The following is a 16735-nucleotide window of genomic DNA, read 5'->3' as shown; positions in this document are numbered from 1 at the left end:
CATGATCTATCACGTCGTACCCCTCGACGAGTGGAGCGCCGACCCCAGCCGGCCCTACGCGCCGGTCTCCCTCGCGCAGGACGGGTTCGTGCACTGCTCGCCCGACGAGGAGACCACGCTCACGATCGCCGACGCCTTCTACCGCACCGCGCCCCGGCCGCTGCTGGCGCTCGTCCTGGACGAGGCGCGGCTCACCGCGCGGTGCGCGTGGGAGGCGGCGGACCCGGCGCCGCCGCCCGGTGTCGCGGGGGACACCCTGTTCCCGCACGTCTTCGGTCCGCTCGACCGCGAGGCCGTCGTCCGCGTCCTGGAGGTCCGCTGGGACGAGCACGGCCGCGCGACCGGACTGACGGACGCGACCGGACTGACGGACGCGGGCTGACCGGTCCGGCCGACTCCGCCCGGCCGCCCGGCCCTGAGGCGGCCGGGGGTGCGGGAGCGCGCGTGGGGCCCTCCCGCACCGCGGGCCCGTCGGCCCATCCGGACGAGCCCCGCCGGCCGGCCGGGAAAGATCAGAGGTCGAACTCGTGCGGCGGCAGATCGAGGGTGAAGCACGCCTCGCGCACCACGGCCTGCTCGGTCTTGTCGAAGTCGCCGTCGGCGCCGCCGATCACGATGCCGATCTGCACGACGGCGCGGGCCTCGGCGGGCTTCTTCTTCGCCTTGGCGATCTCCTGCAGCACGCTCACCTTGCCGAAGTCGAAGTCGGCGGTCAGCTTGTCCAGGTTGTCGTCGAAGCGCCGCTGGAGGTCCGTGGCGTCGAAGTTCTGCAGCACCTCGTTGGTGGCGATCAGCTGGGCCACCCGACGGCGCTCGGCGGGGTCGACGGTGCCGTCCGCCGCCGCGACGAGGGCGCACATCGCCATGCTCGCGTCGCGGAAGGCGCCGCTCTTCAGGTCGTTCTTCTTCGCCATGAGCTGGGTCTGCATCGTGGACGCGGACTCCTTGAAGCGGTCCCACAGGGCCATGAGAACTCCAGACGGTCGGTTCGGTTCGGTATCCGCACCACGGGTGCGGATACATCTACAGCAACGTAGAAACTACCGGCCGACCGGATAAGTTCCGGTGCGACTCACGGACCTGGCCGAGCCCGCCCGCGGGCTCGGCGACGGCCGGTTCAGCCCAGGCAGAGCAGGCCCAGCAGACAGACCCCGGACGGAGAGGTGGTGGCCGGCGCGGGGCTCGTCTGGGACGACGACGTACCCGAGCCGGTGCTCGAACCGGAGCCGGAGGTCGACGGGGAGGCCGAGTCCGACGACGGCGAGGTAGAGGTCGAGGTCGACGCGCCCGTCCCGGCGTTCGCGGACGACCCGGACGACCCCGACGACGTGTTCGACGCGGAGGACTGCTGTCCGGTCGAGCCGCCGGGAGCGGTGGCGGCGCCGTAGGACGAGGAGCCCGCCCCCTGCCTCGAGGCGGACTGCCGCGTCGTGCGGGTCCGGGGCGGGCCGGCGGCGGTGTCCGGACGGGTGTCCGACGGCGTGGAGCGCTCGCCGAGTTCGGTCGACGGCGACTGCGACGCGACGGCGGAGTGGGCGGGCCGGTGGGCGTCGGACCGGGTCGTCGTGGGGCGGGTGTGGTCGGACGCGGGTTCCTCCCCGCCCGACGAGGTGGGGATCTCCGGCGCGGCGGCCGCCTGCGTCCGGTCGCCGCCCTGCCGGTCCAGCGCGGCGACGGTCAGCCCGCCGCCGACGAGGGCGACGGCGGTCGCGACGACGGCCCGGCGCTGGTGCTTCTTCCAGCGGGCCAGCTGCCGCCGTCGTGCGGCCCGCCCCCGCGGCGCGGCCGGCGCCGGCTCCACGGAGGGCGGGCTCCCCGGCCCGAAGGACGCGACGGACGACGGGCCGGACGCGGCGTAGGGCGACGCGACGGGCAGGGCGGCGCGCGACGACGGTCCGGACGAGGCGGCAGGCGACGACGTGACGGAGGAGGCGGACGAGGCGGACGAGGCGGCGGGTGCCGGGTCGCGTGCGGGCTCCGGCCACGGCGTGGGGTCCGTGTACGTGGTCGTGTAGGCCGGTTGCGCGATGCGGGCCGGGGCGGCGCGGCCGTAGGCCGTGACCGGAGCGATGTCCGGGGCGTAGGCCCCGCAGCCGGGACACACCAGGGCGCCGTTGAGATGCCGACGACACGAGGAGCAGTAGTCCATTGCGGTCTTCCTGAGTTGACGTGCCGACACCCCGCCGGGGGCCGCGACCTGGTCACGTTCGCACGCGGGATCGAACGGCCGTCACGCTAACCAGTCATTCGCGAGACTGCGTGCAGTCCGTGTGAGGCTCCTGTACGGATCCCTTGAGGGCCCTGGGGACGCCTCGGTGCGCGTCCATCTATGTGAACAGAAAACAAGTACGCGACTCTTGACGGGGTCATATCAGGCCCCTAACTTCCGGGAGAAAGCGCTTTCCAGTTCGGCCGACCCGTACGCGACCCGTTCCTGGAGATGAACATGCAGCTGAAATCCCTCATGGCCGGCGTCAGCCTGGTGACCGGCACGCTCGTCGCTCTGTCCGGCACCATGGCCCAGGCCGCCCCCGTCCGCTACGCGGCGGAGACCTCCCTGACCGGCACAGCTCCGTCGGCCGCCGCCGGGGCGATCTACGTCTCGCCGACCGGGACCGACGGCGCGGCCGGCACCCAGTCCGCGCCGACCACGCTCACCTCGGCGATCGGCCGGGTGGCCGCGGGCGGGACGATCTACCTGCGCGGCGGGACGTACCGCTACGCGTCCACCGTCACGGTCCCGCAGACCAGCAACGGCACCTCCGCCGCCCGCACCACCCTGTCCGCGTACCCCGGCGAGACGCCGGTCCTCGACTTCTCCGCGCAGAGCGAGAGCCCGTCCAACCGCGGGCTGCAGCTCTTCGGGTCGTACTGGCACGTGTACGGCATCAGCGTCCAGCACGCCGGGGACAACGGGATCTACGTCGGCGGCAGCAACAGCGTCATCGAGCGCACGGTGACGGCGTACAACCGCGACACGGGGCTGCAGCTCGGCCGGATCGCCTCCACCACGCCGAGCAGCCAGTGGCCGGCCGGCAACCTGATCCTGAGCGCCGAGTCGCACGACAACGCCGACTCCGACGGCGAGGACGCCGACGGCTTCGCCGCCAAGCTCACCACCGGCGCCGGCAACGTCTTCCGCTACGCCGTCTCGCACAACAACATCGACGACGGCTGGGACCTCTACACCAAGAAGGACACCGGCCCGATCGGCCCGGTGACCATCGAGGACTCCCTGTCCTACGACAACGGCACGCTGTCCGACGGGACCGTGAACTCCAACGGCGACCGCAACGGCTACAAGCTGGGCGGCGACGACATCGCCGTCAACCACGTCGTCCGGCGCAGCATCGCCTTCCACAACGGCAAGCACGGGTTCACCTACAACAGCAACCCGGGCTCCATGGCGGTGTCGAACAACCTGAGCATCGACAACGCCCAGCGCAACTACTCGTGGGACGCCGGGACGTCGGTCTTCCGCTCCAACACCTCCTGCCGCTTCTCGGTGAGCGGCTCGAACGACAAGACCATCGGCAACGCCGACTCCACCAACCAGTTCTGGAAGGGCACGAACGGTTCGCGGTGCGCCTCGTACGCGGGCGCCCTCCGCTGGTCCTTCGCCTCGGACGGCCGTCTCGTCGTGACGCTGGGGGGCAGGCAGGTGACCTTGTGACCGGTTCCGGCGGCCAGTGAGCCGGTGAGCTGACGAGCACGACGAGCACGACGAGCACGACGAGCACGACGAGCACGACGAGCACGACGAGCACGACGAGCACGACGAGCACGACGAAGGCCCGGGGCACGGGGACCCGGGCCTTCGCCGTGCCGTGCTCATGCCGGGGGCACCGTGTCCTTGGTGTGGAGGATCTCGCGGGCCTGTTCGGCGGCGCGGAGGGTGCTCTCGCGGATGAAGTCGAGGAAGCGGGCGATGTTCTCCAGGCGCGCGGCGGCCGGTGTGCCCGGGCCGAGGACGCCGACGCCCTGCCGGGCGATCATGACGATCTGGAGCAGGGACTCGGAGGTGGCCGTCATGGACCGGTACCAGATGTCGTCGTCGACGACATAGCGCTCGCGGCGGCGTTCGTCGCGTTCCCGGCGCACCAGGCCCTGGGTCTCCAGGAACGCGATCGCCTTGGACACGGACGCCGGGCTGACCTGGAGACGCTGGACGAGCTCGGAGGCGGTGAGGCTGCCCGCGTCGGTGAGGGTGAGACAGGACAGCACCCGCGCCATCATCGAGGGCGTGCCCGACCCGATGAGGACGGTGGTGAACAGCTCCTCGTACTCGCGCATGGCCTCCGGGTCGCGCCCGTGGGCCTGCGGGGGCGCTTCCGGACCCTGGGGCGCGGCCGGCCTGCGCCGGTGGGCGCGGCGTTCGGTCGCGCGGTGGGCCAGGTCGGCGCGGTAGGAGGCGGGGCCGCCGTTGCGCATCACCTCGCGCGTGATCGTCGAGGTCGGCCGGTCGAGACGCCTGGCGATCTCCGCGTAGGCGAGGCCGTCGGCCAGTCCCAGCGCGATCTGCCGGCGTTCCTGCTGGGTGAGCCTGCCTCCCGGCATCGGGGTCTCCTTCGTGCTCCGTGTCCCGCTCCGTGACGCCGTCAGCATAGCGTTCACTTCCATTCCATTGCAACGAACGCGGACACTCCGTTGCGTTGAATTCCGAACGGTTGCAACGAAATGCAGTATGTGAGCTGCACATATATAACTCCAGCGCAACAAATGTATTGAGAGATCGGTGAACGCAACGTAGCTTTTCCTCTGTCGGAAACAGTCGTCGCCAGAGGAGAGAACGATGCAGAAGTTCGCCACCCCCGCCCCGGTGTCCGCCGTCCTCGACGTCCCCGCCGGACGCATCCGGTTCATCGCCGCCGACCGGTCCGACAGCACGGTCGAGGTCCTGCCCGCGAACGCCTCGAACGGCAGTGACGTCAAGGCGGCCGAGCGCATCGCCGTGGCCTACGCCGACGGCGTCCTGCGCATCGAGGCCGCCCCGGCGAAGAGCCGGATCCTCGGCGGCTCCGGGGCCGTCGAGGTGACCGTCCAGCTGCCCGCCGGCTCGAACGTCGAGGCCAGGACCGCGAGCGGCGAACTCCGCGGCGTCGGACGGCTCGGCGACGTCGCCTTCGAGGGCGCGCAGGGCACGGTCAAGCTCGACGAGACCGCGAGCGCCCGCCTCGTCCTCATGGCGGGCGACGTCACCGTCGGCCGGCTCGGCGGCCCCGCGGAGATCAGCACCCAGAAGGGCGACATCAGCGTCGCCGAGGCCGTGCGCGGCACGGTCACGCTGCGGACCGAGGCGGGCGGTATCTCGGTCGGCGCCGCCCGCGGCGTCTCCGCGGCCCTGGACGCCGGCACCGGCCTCGGCCGCGTCCACAACGCGCTGCGCAACGCCGACGGCGCCGCCGCCCTGCACATCCACGCGACCACCGCCTACGGCGACATCACCGCCCGCAGCCTCTGAACCACCGCTCCGAGCCCCCCGCTCCTCGCGCCTGTGATCCCCGACCCGAAGCGCCGACGCGCAGACCTGACCCGCAGACCCGACCTGCAGACCCGACCCGTAATTCCTGAAGGAGAACCCTCGTGACAGACCTGGCCATCGCGGCGAACGGGCTGCGCAAGTCCTACGGCGACAAGGCCGTGCTGGACGGCGTCGACCTGGCCGTCGCCGAAGGGACGATCTTCGCCCTGCTCGGCCCGAACGGGGCCGGCAAGACCACCGCCGTCAAGATCCTCTCCACGCTCGTCTCCCCCGACCCCGCCTCCGGCGAGATCCGCGTCGGAGGTCACGACCTCGCCGCCGATCCGCAGGCGGTCCGTGCCGCGATCGGCGTCACCGGGCAGTTCTCCGCCGTCGACGGGCTGATCACCGGCGAGGAGAACATGCTCCTCATGGCGGACCTGCACCACCTGCCGAGGAAAGAGGGGCGGCGGGTCGCCGCCGGGCTGCTGGAGCGCTTCGACCTGGTGGAGGCCGCGAAGAAGCCCGCCTCCACCTACTCCGGCGGCATGAAGCGCCGTCTCGACATTGCCATGACCCTGGTCGGCGACCCGCGGATCATCTTCCTCGACGAGCCCACCACCGGCCTGGACCCGCGCTCCCGGCACACCATGTGGCAGATCATCCGCGAGCTGGTCACGGGCGGCGTGACCGTCTTCCTCACCACCCAGTACCTGGAGGAGGCCGACCAGCTCGCCCACCGCATCGCCGTCCTCGACGGCGGCAGGATCGCCGCCGAGGGCACCGCCGAGGAGCTCAAGCGGCTGATCCCCGGCGGGCACGTGCGGCTCCGCTTCTCCGACCCGGCCGCGTACCGGAGCGCCGCCTCCGCCCTGGGCGAGGTCACCGGGGACGACGAGGCGCTGGCGCTGCGGATCCCCAGCGACGGCAGCCAGCGCGAGCTGCGCTCCGTCCTGGACCGCCTCGACCGCGTCGGCGTCGAGGCGGACGAGCTGACCGTGCACACCCCCGACCTCGACGACGTGTTCTTCGCCCTGACCGGCGGCGCCGGCCTTCCCCACCAGTCCAAGGAGTCCGTCCGATGAGCGTCCCCCTGGCCCCCGCCCGCCCGACCCGGCCCTCCCCGACCCGGCTCTCCCTCGTCGTACGCGACTCGCGGACGATGCTGCGGCGCAACCTGCTGCACGCGCGGCGCTACCCGTCCCTCACCCTGAACCTGCTGCTCACGCCGGTCGTGCTGCTGCTGCTCTTCGTCTACGTCTTCGGCGGCGTGATGAGCGCGGGCATCGGCGGCGCCGGCCGCTCCGACTACGTCGCCTACATCGTCCCGGGCGTTCTGATGCTGACCGTCGGCGGCACCGTGATCGGGGCCGCGGTGTCCGTCGCCACCGACATGAACGAGGGCGTCATCGCCCGCTTCCGCACGATGGCGATCCACCGCGGGTCGGTGCTCGTCGGGCATGTGGTCGGCAGCGTGCTGCAGTGCGTCGCCGGCGTGGTGGTGGTCGGGGCCGTCGCCGTGGCCATCGGCTTCCGCTCCACCGACGCCACGGCCGTGGAGTGGCTGGCCGCGTTCGGGCTGCTCGTGATGTTCGCGCTGGCGCTCACCTGGATCGCGGTCGGCATGGGCCTGGCCAGCCCGAACGCCGAGGCGGCCGCCAACAGCGCCCAGCCGCTGGTCCTGCTGCCGCTCATCTCCAGCGCCTTCATCCCGGCCGACACCATGCCGGGCTGGTTCCAGCCGATCGCCGAGTACCAGCCCTTCACGCCCGCCATCGAGACCCTGCGGGGGCTGCTGCTCGGCACCGGGATCGGCCACAACGGGTGGCTGGCGGTCGCGTGGTGCGTCGGCCTGACCGCGCTCGGCTACCGCTGGTCGACGGCGCAGTTCTCCCGCGACCCGGAGTGACGCAGGGCCCGCGAACGCTCCGCCCGAGGGCGGCGTACCCCGACACCGCGTCGGCGTACGCCGCCCTCGGGCGCGTTCCGGGCGCGTTCCGGGCGCGTTCCGGGCCGGCCCGTCCGCGTTGCGGGCCGTTCCGCCGGTCCTGTCGTGGACATCCGTGCCGGCCGCCGGACGTCGGCGCGCTCCGGTCAGCCGGACCGGTCGGGGCCGCCGGGCGGGTCGATGGCGTCGGACGGGTCGGACGGGTCGGTGAGGGTGGTGAGTTCCGCGGTGAAGAGGTGGGCGGGGTCGAAGCCCATGCCGGTGAAGTGGCCCGCGAGCTCCAGGGACAGGACGCCGTGCAGCCGGGTCCAGAACGCCAGGGCCCGGCGCAGGGCGGCGGGCGGGGCCGGGTGGCCGTCCGCCCACTGCCGCCCGAGGCCCTCGAGCTGTGCGGCGAAGGGGGCCGCCGGGCCGTCGGACGGCGCTTCGGCGCTCGCGTCGAGCAGGCTCGCCATGATCTCCGACGCGAGCGCGGTGACGTCGTCGGGCGCGTGATAGCCCGGGACCGGCGTGCCGTAGACGAGGAAGTACCGCTGGGGGTCGTCCAGCGCCCAGGCGCGCAGTGTGCGCGCCAGACCGGCGAGGCCGGCGCCCGCGGCCGAGGCCGCGCGGAAGGCGTCGGCGAGGCTCCGGTACGCGTCCCTGATGAGCTCGGTGATCAGCTCGTCCCGTCCCGCGAAGTACCGGTACAGCGCGGGCCCGCTCAGCCCCATCTGCTTGGCGATCGCGTTGAGGGAGAGTCCGGACGCCCCCGCCGTGGCGATCTGCTCCCACGCGCGCTGCTTGATCTCCGCGCGGACCTGGGCCCGGTAACGCTCGCGCGGGGTGGTCGTGCCCGTCTCCGCCATGGTCTGTCGCCGCCTTCCGCTCAAGAACAGTTAGAGGTTATCACGATGGTTATTGACAGTGACTTGAGCTGTGCGTTACAACTTCTAACGAACGCAAGCAGAGCTAACGAACTGCGGACACGGATCGCTGGAGGTCGTCATGAACACCGCCGAAGAACTCGTCGAGGTCGTCCTGCCGGGCAAGGTCGAGCCCGAGGGGCTGCGGATCCGGCACGGGTCCGTCCCCACCCCGGGTCCCGGCCAGGTCCTGATCCGGATGGAGGCGACCGGGGTCTCCTTCGCGGAGCAGCAGATGCGCCGCGGCCGGTACTACGACCAGCCGCCGTTCCCCTTCGTGCCGGGCTACGACCTGGTCGGCACGGTGCGGGCGACCGGCGACGGCGTCCCCCCGGACCTGGCCGGCGTCCGGGTGGCGGCCCTGGTCAAGGTCGGCGCCTGGGCCAGCCACGTGCTCGTCGACGCGGCCGACGTCGTGCCCGTGCCCGACGGGATCGACCCGGCCGAGGCGGAGACGGTGGTCGTCAACGGCATCACCGCCTGGCAGATGCTGCACCGCAAGGCGCGGGTCCGCGCGGGCCGGACCGTCCTGGTGCACGGCGCCAACAGCGGCGTCGGGTCGATCCTCGTCCAGCTCGCCCTGGCGGCCGGGGCGCGGGTGATCGGCACGGCCTCGGCCCGCCACCACGACGCCCTGCGCGAGCAGGGGGTCACACCCGTCGACTACCGCACCGGGGACGTCGCCGCGCGCGTCCGCGAGCTCGCCCCCGGTGGCGTGGACGCCGTCTTCGACCACGTCGGCGGCCGCGGCATCGTCGACTCCTGGAAGCTGCTCGCACCCGGCGGCACGCTCGTCTCGTACGGCACCGCCTCCACGCGGGACGACGAGGGTTCCCAGCAGTGGCCCGTGCTCAAGCTGGTCGGCCGGCTGTGGCTGTGGAACGTACTGCCCAACGGCCGCCGCGCCTTCTTCTTCAACGTCTGGGCGGGCCGCGCCCTGTCCAGGAACCGCTTCCGGGCCCGGCTGCGCGCCGACCTCACCGAGCTCTTCGCGGCCCTGAAGCGGGGCGACGTCACCCCCAGGATCGCCGCCCGCTATCCGCTCGCCGACGTCGCCGAGGCCCTGCGCCTGGCCGAGTCCGGCACGGTCGCGGGCAAGGTCCTCCTCAACCCGTAGCCCGCCCGCCCCGCCTGCCCGGCATCCCCGTACTCCCGTACTCCCGTACTCCAGTACTCCGTCAATCCCGCACGCCCCGGCTGCCCGCGGCAGCGGGGTCGTCCCACCGCGGATGCCCGCCCGGCCATGCGCCGTAGGGCCGTCCGCCGCCCCGCCGTCCGCCGTCCGGCACGCGGCACCGATCACCTCGACGAGAAAGAGGGCGCCATGTCCAGCACCCAGCACACCACCCGACCCACCGGCACCACGCGCGTCAAGGGCTCCGCACGCCCCCGCCGCACCGCCGCGCTGCTGACCGCGCTCGCCGCCGCAGCCGGTGTCCTGACGGCCGTCGGACCCGCTGCGCAGGCCGCTCCCCGGCCCCTTGCCGCTCTCGCTCCCGCCGCCGTACCCGCTCCCGCCTCCGCTTCCGCCCGACACGACGGCGGCACGTGCCGTGGTCAGGGAGTGGATCCCTCCGCCCGTATCCGGTACCGGTCCGACGTCGTGATCCACGCGTCTCTCGAGAGGGTCTGGAAACTGCAGACCGACGTCGAGCGCTGGCCGGTCTGGCAGCCGCCGGTCACCGGGGCTCAGCGCCTCGACGCGGGCCCTCTCCGCAAGGGCTCCCGCTTCCGCTGGACCACCCCGGCGCCCGCCACGCCCAACACCCCGGCCACCACGCTGGAGATCACCTCCACCGTCCGGCAGCTCCAGCGCGGCGCGTGCGTCCTGTGGAGCGGGCCCGCGATCGGCGAGGGCCTGCGTATCGACGAGGGCGTCCACCTGTGGACGTTCACCGAGACCGACCACGGCGTACGCGTCCACACCGAGGAGACATGGACGGGCGCCCAGGTCGAGGCCGACGTCCCGACGGCGACGGCGGCCCTCGGCGCGGGACTCGAAGCCTGGCTCCACGACCTGAAGACCACGGCCGAACGCGCGTGAGGCGAGCGGGGGCCGCCACCGCGGCCCCCGTCGGCTCGGGAACATCCGGGCGTCCGGCCGGTTCGGCCGGACGCCCTCCGGCGGCCCCGGTCTCAGGTCTGCCGGTCTCAGGACTGCCGGCCGACGCCGGCGCGGCGCGTCTCGGACGTGCGGCGCGTCTCAGACGTGCTGCGACCCGGGAACGTCGCGCAGCCGGACCCGGTCCGTGTACGCGGGGGTGTCCCGGAAGACGGTGAGCCGGGCGCGGCTGACGGCGCCCGTGCACTGGTCGTCCCCGTCGCACAGGACGAGGTGCTCGACTCCCGCGCCGGCCATCAGGGACAGGGCCACCTCGACGGTCATGTCGTCGAGGACCCGGGGCCCGGACGGCTCCACGCCCTGGACCCTGGTCGTGGGAGCGGAATCCGCCCGGTGCTGTCGCGTGCGAACCGGTGTCAAAGATGCCTCCTGCCGAAGTGGACGAAACGACCGTCCCCACCGCCGCGTGGGTACGCGGCGGTGGGGACGGGGGTGACGAGGTGTCAGGCCGCCGGGCCTGCGACGGGACGCCGCCGGCTCCCGCGCTGCGCCGGCTCCCGGTCGGGCCGGCCCGTGCCGCGCCGGCCCCGGTAGCCCGGGGACGACGACGAGGCCGACGACCCGGACGAGGGGGACCCGGCGCGCCGGGGACGCTTCGCGGCCACCGGCGCGGCGATGACGACGGGGACGCCGGACGGCGCCTGGGCACCGGTGATGCGGTTCAGCTCGGCCTCGCCCGAACGCACCGGGGTGACGTGGGGGGAGATGCCGGCCGTGGCCATCAGCCGGGTCATGCCGCGCCGCTGGGCGGGGGTGACCAGGGTGACGACGCTGCCGGACTCGCCGGCCCGGGCGGTGCGTCCGCCGCGGTGCAGGTAGTCCTTGTGGTCGGTCGGCGGGTCGACGTTGACGACGAGGTCGAGGTTGTCGACGTGGATGCCGCGTGCGGCGACGTTGGTCGCCACCAGCACCGTCACATGGCCGGTCTTGAACTGGGCGAGGGTGCGGGTGCGCTGCGGCTGGGACTTGCCGCCGTGCAGGGCCGCCGCGCGCACGCCGCTGTTCAGCAGGTGCGTGGTCAGCCGGTCCACCGCGTGCTTGGTGTCCAGGAACATGATCACCCGGCCTTCGCGTGCCGCGATCTCGGTGGTGGTGCGGTGCTTGTCCGCGTCGTGCACATGGAGCACGTGGTGCTCCATCGTGGTGACCGCGCCCGCCGACGGGTCGACCGAGTGCACCACCGGGTCGCTGAGATAGCGCCGGACGAGCAGGTCGACGTTGCGGTCCAGGGTGGCGGAGAACAGCATCCGCTGTCCGTCGGGGCGTACCTGGTCGAGCAGCGCGGTGACCTGGGGCATGAAGCCCATGTCGGCCATCTGGTCGGCCTCGTCCAGGACGGTGACGGCGACGTCGTCCAGCACGCAGTCGCCGCGGTCGATGAGGTCCTTGAGCCGCCCGGGCGTCGCGACGACGATCTCGGACCCGTTGCGCAGAGCGCTGGCCTGCCTGCCGATCGGCATCCCGCCGACCACGGTCGCCAGCCGCAGCCGCACGGAGCGCGCGTACGGGGTCAGCGCGTCGGTGACCTGCTGGGCGAGCTCGCGGGTGGGCACGAGGACGAGCGCGAGCGGCCGCCGGGGCTCGGCGCGCCGGCCCTCCGTGCGCGCCAGCGCCGCGAGGCCGAAGGCGAGGGTCTTGCCCGAGCCGGTGCGGCCGCGGCCGAGCACGTCGCGGCCGGCCAGCGAGTTCGGCAGGGTCGCCGCCTGGATCGGGAACGGCACACTCACGCCCTGCTGGCCGAGCGCGGCCAGCAGCGGGGCCGGCAGCGCGAGGTCGGCGAACGACTCGACGGCGGGCAGCGACGGGGTGACGGTCTTCGGCAGCGCGAATTCACCCTGCGGCGCGGACTGGCGGCGGCTGGGGCCGGAGGAGCGGCGGGGGCCGCCGCCGAAACGGCTGCCGGCCGAGCTTCCGAAACGGTCATAGGTGCGAGTTTTCTGCGCACGGTTCATGAAGAAACCTTCCTTGATACGGGCGCGTGCCAAGGAATTCCGCAGCGAGATGAACAGCGCAGAAAATCGCGGGAACGAGCCGGAAATCGGATCTGCCGGAGTGCCGGCGGACGGGGAGGAAAACACCCGGAAATGCAGCAAGCCGGGGCCCGCACCCCAAGGTGCGGGCCCCAGCTGCAGAAGTACGCGTCAGCGCCTGTGTCAGGCGGGGACGATGTTCTCGGCCGTCGGGCCCTTCTGGCCCTGCGCGATGTCGAACGACACCTTCTGGCCTTCCTGGAGCTCACGGAAGCCCTGGGCGGCGATGTTCGAGTAGTGGGCGAAGACGTCGGCGCCGCCGCCGTCCTGCTCGATGAAGCCGAAGCCCTTTTCCGCGTTGAACCACTTCACGGTGCCGGTTGCCATAACTGTCTCCTTCGGGACGGTGCTCGGAGTTCGCCGTGTGCGTACTCCGGTCGCCGTGATGATCAACCCGTCGGAAAACCTCAAGGCAACCACAACTGCAACTGGGCTCGACACTAGCACGGCGTCATTCCGGTCGCCTGAAAAATAATTCCGACGTACTTCCGACCCAGGGAATAACCGTCGCGCGCCACGACTATTTCTCCTGTCGCGACCGTAGATATTCCTCCGCCGTGGACGCGGCGTCCCCCGCGGCCGATCCCGCTGCGGGGCTGTGACCTGCCCTGATGCCCCGTCCGGGCCCATATCGCCGATCGCTGCCAGGGCGTCGGTGAGCGGTGCGGCGTCCGGCGTCGAGACGAAGGACACATCACCCCGCCCGTCGCCGGCCCCGCGGGCGGACCCGCAGGCCAGAGGGTGGAACCTCGGACACCAGTTCGGCGTCAAGCAAGTCGGACAAGCTGACATACGGACGACGGACGACTCGGGGTGGCACGCGGTGGACAGGCGGATCAAGACGGCGGCGGCGGCCTGTCTCCTTCTCGCGGCGGGACTGGTCACGGGCTGCACGGCCGGATCCTCCTCGGCCTCCGATTCCGCCGCCCCGGACCGCTCAGCGTCGCCCACCCGGGCCGCGAGGGGCGGAGCGGGCGGGGCGGCGGCAGGGGAGGCGGCCGTCCGGGCGGCGTACCGCAAGTGGGGCCTCGAGCCGCTGGCCGCACCGCCCGCCCCGCCCTCGACCAAGCCCGCGGGTCGCAGGGCCGCCGACGGCGGGGTGCCGGTGATCAGCGAGATACCCACCGAGCAGAAGATCGTCTTTCTCACGTTCGACGACGGCGCCGAGAAGGACCCGCGGTTCGTGACGATGATGCGCGAGCTGAAGATCCCCTTCACGATGTTCCTGACGGACGCCGCCATCCGCGCCGACTACGGCTACTTCAAGCCGCTCCAGGAACTCGGCGCGGGCGTGCAGAACCACACGCTGACGCATCCGAACATGCGCACCCTGAGCGCGGCCGCCCAGAAGCAGGAGATCTGCGGCCAGCAGCAGAAGCTCAAGGAGCACTACGGCAACGTGCCCCGGCTGTTCCGGCCGCCCTACGGCAACTACAACGAGGACACCCGGGCGGCCGCCGCGTCCTGCGGCATCGAGAGCATCGTCCTGTGGCGCGAGTCCATGCAGATCAAGAACATGCAGTACCAGCGCGGCGACAGGAAGCTCCACCCGGGCGACGTCATCCTGGCCCACTTCCGCGGCCCGTCCGAGCTCAAGGGCACCACGATGACGGAGATGACGGCCAACCTGCTGCGCCACATCCAGGAGCAGGGCTACACGGTCGCCCGCCTCGAGGACTACCTCTGAACCCGGGCCGCGCGGCGGCACGGCGACCGGTCGGGAAGGCCGGCGTCCCCGGACCGCCGCGGTGTCACCTGCACGCCTGCCGACACGACGGCCTTCACGCCTGCCGGCGGCACGCCCGTCAGCCGGGCGGCGCCTCGGGTCCGGATCCCAGGCGGCGACGGTCCTCCTCGTCCCACTTGCGGGTGTCGCGCGGCTGGACGTAGGGCTCGTCGTCGGCCGGGTGGCCGCCGACGACGGCGCGCTGGCGCACCATCTCCGCGTCGAACTCGAGGCCCAGCAGGATCGCCAGGTTCGTGATCCACAGCCACACCAGGAAGACGATCACGCCGGCCAGGGTCCCGTACGTCTTGTTGTATGACGCGAAGTTCGCGACGTACAGCGCGAACCCGGCGGAGGCGATCATCCAGATCAGCAGGGCGAGGAAGCTGCCCGGCGTGATCCAGCGGAAGCCGCGGACCCTGGCGTTCGGGGTTGCCCGGTACAGCAGCGCGATCATCAGGGTGACCAGCACCACCAGCACCGGCCACTTGGCGATCGACCAGACCGTCAGTCCCGCGTCGCCGACCCCCAGCGCCGTGCCCGCCTGCCGGGCGAGGCCGCCCGTGAACACCACGATCAGCGCGCTGATCACGGCCATCACCATCAGCGCCACGGTCACGCCGACCCGCACCGGCAGCACCTTCCACACCGGACGCCCCTCGGGGACGTCGTAGACCGCGTTGGCGCTGCGGATGAACGCGGCGACATAGCCGGACGCCGACCACACCGCCAGCAGCAGACCGACGACCGCCATGACCGAGCCGATCCCGCCCCTGCCCTCCATCTGCCGCACCGCGCTGCGCAGGACGTCCTGAGCCGGGCCCGGGGCCAGCTTCTGGATGTTGTCCAGGACCGTCTGCGTGGCCGACTGCCCGACGACGCCCAGCAGCGACACCAGCGCCAGCAGCGCGGGGAACAGGGCCAGGATGGAGTAGTAGGTCAGGGCCGCGGCCCGGTCGCTCAGCTCGTCCCTCCTGAACTCCTTCAGAGTGCCCTTCAGCACCGCCGACCACGAGCGCCGGGGCAGATCGGCGGGACTGTCCGGAGCCCGCCGCTCCACCTCCTCGTCCGGCCCGGCGGAGACCGCGTCCTGCTCGCCCCCGCCCGCACCGGCGTCCGGGCCCTCGCCCTCCTGGCCTGCGGAGGCCGGAGCCCGCGCCGTCCCTTCCTCGCGCTCTTCCACGTGTTCTTCCACGTGTTCTTCCTCGTGCGCGGCGGCTTCGCGCTCCTCGTGGCGTCCGTGCCACCGGCGCCCCTTCAGTGTCCGTGTCATGCCGCTCGGGTATCCGACCCGGTGCCACCCATACCTTTACTTCTGGCATATGGGACTTTTCTTCAAAGCCTCGGGGTCTTCATGCCGGTGCGCGCGGGTACCCGGCGACGTGCGCGACGACCGTAAGAGCACGTGAGCACGTGAGCACGTGGCACGGCGAGACCGGCGCCCGGCGCGGACGCATCCGCCCCGGGGGACGCCATGAGTTCTCAGCGACGGCGCCACGGGCTCTGAAGGAGCGGCGATATGCAGACCTTCCTGCCCTGTCCCGACTTCAGAGCCTCGGCGCTCGTTCTGGACCGGCGCCGGCTCGGCAAACAGCGGGTCGAGGCGTTGCAGGTGCTCCGCGGTCTAGTCCGGCCGGGCTACGGGTGGCGCAGGCATCCGGCCGTGCGCATGTGGGCGGGCTACGAGGAGGCGCTGGTGCGGTACGGACTGGAGATCTGCCGCGTGTGGTGCGACCTGGGCCACCAGGACACCTGCGCGGCCACCCTGGTCGCCGACTTCACGGCGTCCCGCCCCCTCGCGCCGACCGCGGGCCAGGATGCGCAGCCGCGTGACCAGGCCCGGCTGGCGGCCGCCGGGGAACTCCCGCCGTGGCTCGGCGAGGAGGCCTTCCACCGCAGTCACCGGTCGGCGCTGGTGCGCAAGGATCCGGCCGTGTACGCGCCGCTCTTCCCCGACGTGCCGGACGATCTGCCTTACGTCTGGCCGGTCTCGGACCGGGAGGCCGCCTCGGACCAGGAGAGCGGCGACGTGCCGTTGTCGTGACCCCCCTCGGGGCCTCGCAGGGCCTCTTCGTGCCTCTCCAGGTAACGCCCTCGCGAGCGCCCGGGGCGAACGGCGCGGAAACGAACGCCGACGTCGCCCCCACGGGTTGGACAAGAGCACGCGGAAAGTTTTGCCGGGAGCACGACAAGAGGAGTAACCAGCGGTAACTTCGGATTCGCTCCCCCTCGCAACCGCTTTCACTCCTCAGGAGACATTCCCGCATGCGCAGACTCCTCGCCTGCCTGGCGGCGACCGCCACCCTCGGCGGACTCGCCGCCGCCGCCACCCCCGCAGCGGCCGCAGCAACCACCACGAGCACGGCCACCACCGCGGGCACAGCGGCCGCGGACTCGGGCAGCTTCAACGTGCTCAGCTACAACGTGGCGGGCCTGCCCGAGATCATCTCGAGCGCCTCGACGCCGCGTGACACCAGCACCACGGCCATCGGCCGGCGCATCGCCCCCTACGACATCGTGCACGTGGAGGAGGACTTCAACTA

Annotated in this window: 17 protein-coding genes and 1 pseudogene; 10 read left to right on the top strand and 8 right to left on the bottom strand. The window is 72.3% G+C overall.

All coding sequences use genetic code 11. From position 1 onward, the window contains the following. Position 1: 1 nt before the first annotated feature. Positions 2-382, top strand: a complete 381-nt coding sequence (locus IE239_RS05170) for a DUF952 domain-containing protein (protein WP_190148069.1) — start codon at positions 2-4, stop codon at positions 380-382. A 130-nt stretch (positions 383-512) separates the two neighbouring features. Here IE239_RS05170 and IE239_RS05165 read toward each other — a convergent pair whose 3' ends face one another. Beyond that, positions 513-968: a tellurite resistance TerB family protein gene (locus IE239_RS05165; protein WP_190148068.1), complete on the bottom strand. Its 456-nt coding sequence runs from the start codon at positions 966-968 to the stop codon at positions 513-515. A 149-nt stretch (positions 969-1117) separates the two neighbouring features. After that, positions 1118-2149 carry an SCO2400 family protein gene (locus IE239_RS05160; RefSeq protein WP_190148067.1) on the bottom strand — a complete coding sequence of 344 codons (1032 nt, stop codon included), beginning with the start codon at positions 2147-2149 and terminating at the stop codon, positions 1118-1120. A 297-nt stretch (positions 2150-2446) separates the two neighbouring features. Here IE239_RS05160 and IE239_RS05155 point away from each other — a divergent pair, with 297 nt between their 5' ends. After that, a complete protein-coding gene (locus tag IE239_RS05155) occupies positions 2447-3673 on the top strand; it encodes a right-handed parallel beta-helix repeat-containing protein (protein WP_190148066.1) in 1227 nt (408 codons plus the stop codon). A gap of 158 nt (positions 3674-3831) precedes the next feature. Here IE239_RS05155 and IE239_RS05150 read toward each other — a convergent pair whose 3' ends face one another. Beyond that, positions 3832-4557, bottom strand: coding sequence for a helix-turn-helix domain-containing protein (locus tag IE239_RS05150; RefSeq protein WP_190148065.1), 726 nt, complete (start codon positions 4555-4557; stop codon positions 3832-3834). A 235-nt stretch (positions 4558-4792) separates the two neighbouring features. Between IE239_RS05150 and IE239_RS05145 the strand changes: the two genes are divergently transcribed. The 3 genes from IE239_RS05145 to IE239_RS05135 all read left to right on the top strand — a co-directional run bounded on the left by IE239_RS05145 (position 4793) and on the right by IE239_RS05135 (position 7370). Next, entirely contained in the window at positions 4793-5461 is a 669-nt protein-coding gene (locus IE239_RS05145) for a DUF4097 family beta strand repeat-containing protein (protein WP_190148064.1), read from the top strand. Between the two features lie 122 nt (positions 5462-5583). Then, positions 5584-6546 carry an ATP-binding cassette domain-containing protein gene (locus IE239_RS05140; protein WP_190148063.1) on the top strand — a complete coding sequence of 321 codons (963 nt, stop codon included), beginning with the start codon at positions 5584-5586 and terminating at the stop codon, positions 6544-6546. Further along, positions 6543-7370: an ABC transporter permease gene (locus tag IE239_RS05135; protein ID WP_190148062.1), complete on the top strand. Its 828-nt coding sequence runs from the start codon at positions 6543-6545 to the stop codon at positions 7368-7370. The genes IE239_RS05140 and IE239_RS05135 overlap by 4 nt, the downstream gene beginning before the upstream one ends. Positions 7371-7555: 185 nt before the next feature. Here IE239_RS05135 and IE239_RS05130 read toward each other — a convergent pair whose 3' ends face one another. Next, positions 7556-8257, bottom strand: coding sequence for a TetR/AcrR family transcriptional regulator (locus tag IE239_RS05130; protein ID WP_190148061.1), 702 nt, complete (start codon positions 8255-8257; stop codon positions 7556-7558). Positions 8258-8396: 139 nt separating this feature from the next. Between IE239_RS05130 and IE239_RS05125 the strand changes: the two genes are divergently transcribed. Then, on the top strand, positions 8397-9431 hold the full coding sequence (locus tag IE239_RS05125) for a medium chain dehydrogenase/reductase family protein (RefSeq protein WP_190148060.1): 1035 nt from the start codon (positions 8397-8399) through the stop codon (positions 9429-9431). Between the two features lie 207 nt (positions 9432-9638). Continuing rightward, on the top strand, positions 9639-10358 hold the full coding sequence (locus IE239_RS05120) for an SRPBCC family protein (RefSeq protein ID WP_190148059.1): 720 nt from the start codon (positions 9639-9641) through the stop codon (positions 10356-10358). A 159-nt stretch (positions 10359-10517) separates the two neighbouring features. Here IE239_RS05120 and IE239_RS05115 read toward each other — a convergent pair whose 3' ends face one another. The 3 genes from IE239_RS05115 to IE239_RS05105 form a co-directional block, all read right to left on the bottom strand. After that, positions 10518-10796, bottom strand: coding sequence for a CBS domain-containing protein (locus IE239_RS05115; protein ID WP_190148058.1), 279 nt, complete (start codon positions 10794-10796; stop codon positions 10518-10520). Positions 10797-10879: 83 nt separating this feature from the next. Beyond that, complete coding sequence (locus tag IE239_RS05110; RefSeq protein WP_190148057.1) at positions 10880-12388, bottom strand: DEAD/DEAH box helicase; 1509 nt, start codon at positions 12386-12388, stop codon at positions 10880-10882. Between the two features lie 201 nt (positions 12389-12589). Continuing rightward, the gene (locus IE239_RS05105) at positions 12590-12793 is read right to left on the bottom strand and encodes a cold-shock protein (protein ID WP_030224351.1); all 204 of its coding nucleotides are present in this window, start codon (positions 12791-12793) and stop codon (positions 12590-12592) included. A 496-nt stretch (positions 12794-13289) separates the two neighbouring features. Here IE239_RS05105 and IE239_RS05100 point away from each other — a divergent pair, with 496 nt between their 5' ends. Further along, entirely contained in the window at positions 13290-14153 is an 864-nt protein-coding gene (locus IE239_RS05100; RefSeq protein WP_190148056.1) for a polysaccharide deacetylase family protein, read from the top strand. 118 nt (positions 14154-14271) lie between these two features. Here IE239_RS05100 and IE239_RS05095 read toward each other — a convergent pair whose 3' ends face one another. Then, positions 14272-15465, bottom strand: coding sequence for a YihY/virulence factor BrkB family protein (locus IE239_RS05095; RefSeq protein WP_229877808.1), 1194 nt, complete (start codon positions 15463-15465; stop codon positions 14272-14274). A 246-nt stretch (positions 15466-15711) separates the two neighbouring features. Here IE239_RS05095 and IE239_RS05090 point away from each other — a divergent pair, with 246 nt between their 5' ends. Together IE239_RS05090 and IE239_RS05085 are read left to right on the top strand one after the other, a co-directional pair. After that, positions 15712-16236: an MSMEG_6728 family protein gene (locus tag IE239_RS05090; RefSeq protein ID WP_190148055.1), complete on the top strand. Its 525-nt coding sequence runs from the start codon at positions 15712-15714 to the stop codon at positions 16234-16236. Positions 16237-16457: 221 nt separating this feature from the next. Further along, a pseudogene (locus IE239_RS05085) lies at positions 16458-16735 on the top strand (hypothetical protein); the annotation flags it as partial.

Origin of the sequence: Streptomyces humidus (assembly GCF_014649655.1) — a bacterium.
GTDB lineage: Bacteria > Actinomycetota > Actinomycetes > Streptomycetales > Streptomycetaceae > Streptomyces > Streptomyces humidus.
This window is presented reverse-complemented; position numbering and strand designations above follow the sequence as displayed.

What these genes read in the sequence shown, in the direction of transcription:
- IE239_RS05155 (WP_190148066.1), top strand. Translation starts at nt 2,447, where the DNA reads ATGCAGCTGAAATCCCTCATGGCCGGCGTCAGCCTGGTGACCGGCACG.
- IE239_RS05095 (WP_229877808.1), bottom strand. Translation starts at nt 15,465, where the DNA reads ATGACACGGACACTGAAGGGGCGCCGGTGGCACGGACGCCACGAGGAG.
- IE239_RS05125 (WP_190148060.1), top strand. Translation starts at nt 8,397, where the DNA reads ATGAACACCGCCGAAGAACTCGTCGAGGTCGTCCTGCCGGGCAAGGTC.
- IE239_RS05160 (WP_190148067.1), bottom strand. Translation starts at nt 2,149, where the DNA reads ATGGACTACTGCTCCTCGTGTCGTCGGCATCTCAACGGCGCCCTGGTG.
- IE239_RS05120 (WP_190148059.1), top strand. Translation starts at nt 9,639, where the DNA reads ATGTCCAGCACCCAGCACACCACCCGACCCACCGGCACCACGCGCGTC.
- IE239_RS05150 (WP_190148065.1), bottom strand. Translation starts at nt 4,557, where the DNA reads ATGCCGGGAGGCAGGCTCACCCAGCAGGAACGCCGGCAGATCGCGCTG.
- IE239_RS05165 (WP_190148068.1), bottom strand. Translation starts at nt 968, where the DNA reads ATGGCCCTGTGGGACCGCTTCAAGGAGTCCGCGTCCACGATGCAGACC.
- IE239_RS05130 (WP_190148061.1), bottom strand. Translation starts at nt 8,257, where the DNA reads ATGGCGGAGACGGGCACGACCACCCCGCGCGAGCGTTACCGGGCCCAG.
- IE239_RS05135 (WP_190148062.1), top strand. Translation starts at nt 6,543, where the DNA reads ATGAGCGTCCCCCTGGCCCCCGCCCGCCCGACCCGGCCCTCCCCGACC.
- IE239_RS05105 (WP_030224351.1), bottom strand. Translation starts at nt 12,793, where the DNA reads ATGGCAACCGGCACCGTGAAGTGGTTCAACGCGGAAAAGGGCTTCGGC.
- IE239_RS05090 (WP_190148055.1), top strand. Translation starts at nt 15,712, where the DNA reads ATGCAGACCTTCCTGCCCTGTCCCGACTTCAGAGCCTCGGCGCTCGTT.
- IE239_RS05110 (WP_190148057.1), bottom strand. Translation starts at nt 12,388, where the DNA reads ATGAACCGTGCGCAGAAAACTCGCACCTATGACCGTTTCGGAAGCTCG.
- IE239_RS05145 (WP_190148064.1), top strand. Translation starts at nt 4,793, where the DNA reads ATGCAGAAGTTCGCCACCCCCGCCCCGGTGTCCGCCGTCCTCGACGTC.
- IE239_RS05170 (WP_190148069.1), top strand. Translation starts at nt 2, where the DNA reads ATGATCTATCACGTCGTACCCCTCGACGAGTGGAGCGCCGACCCCAGC.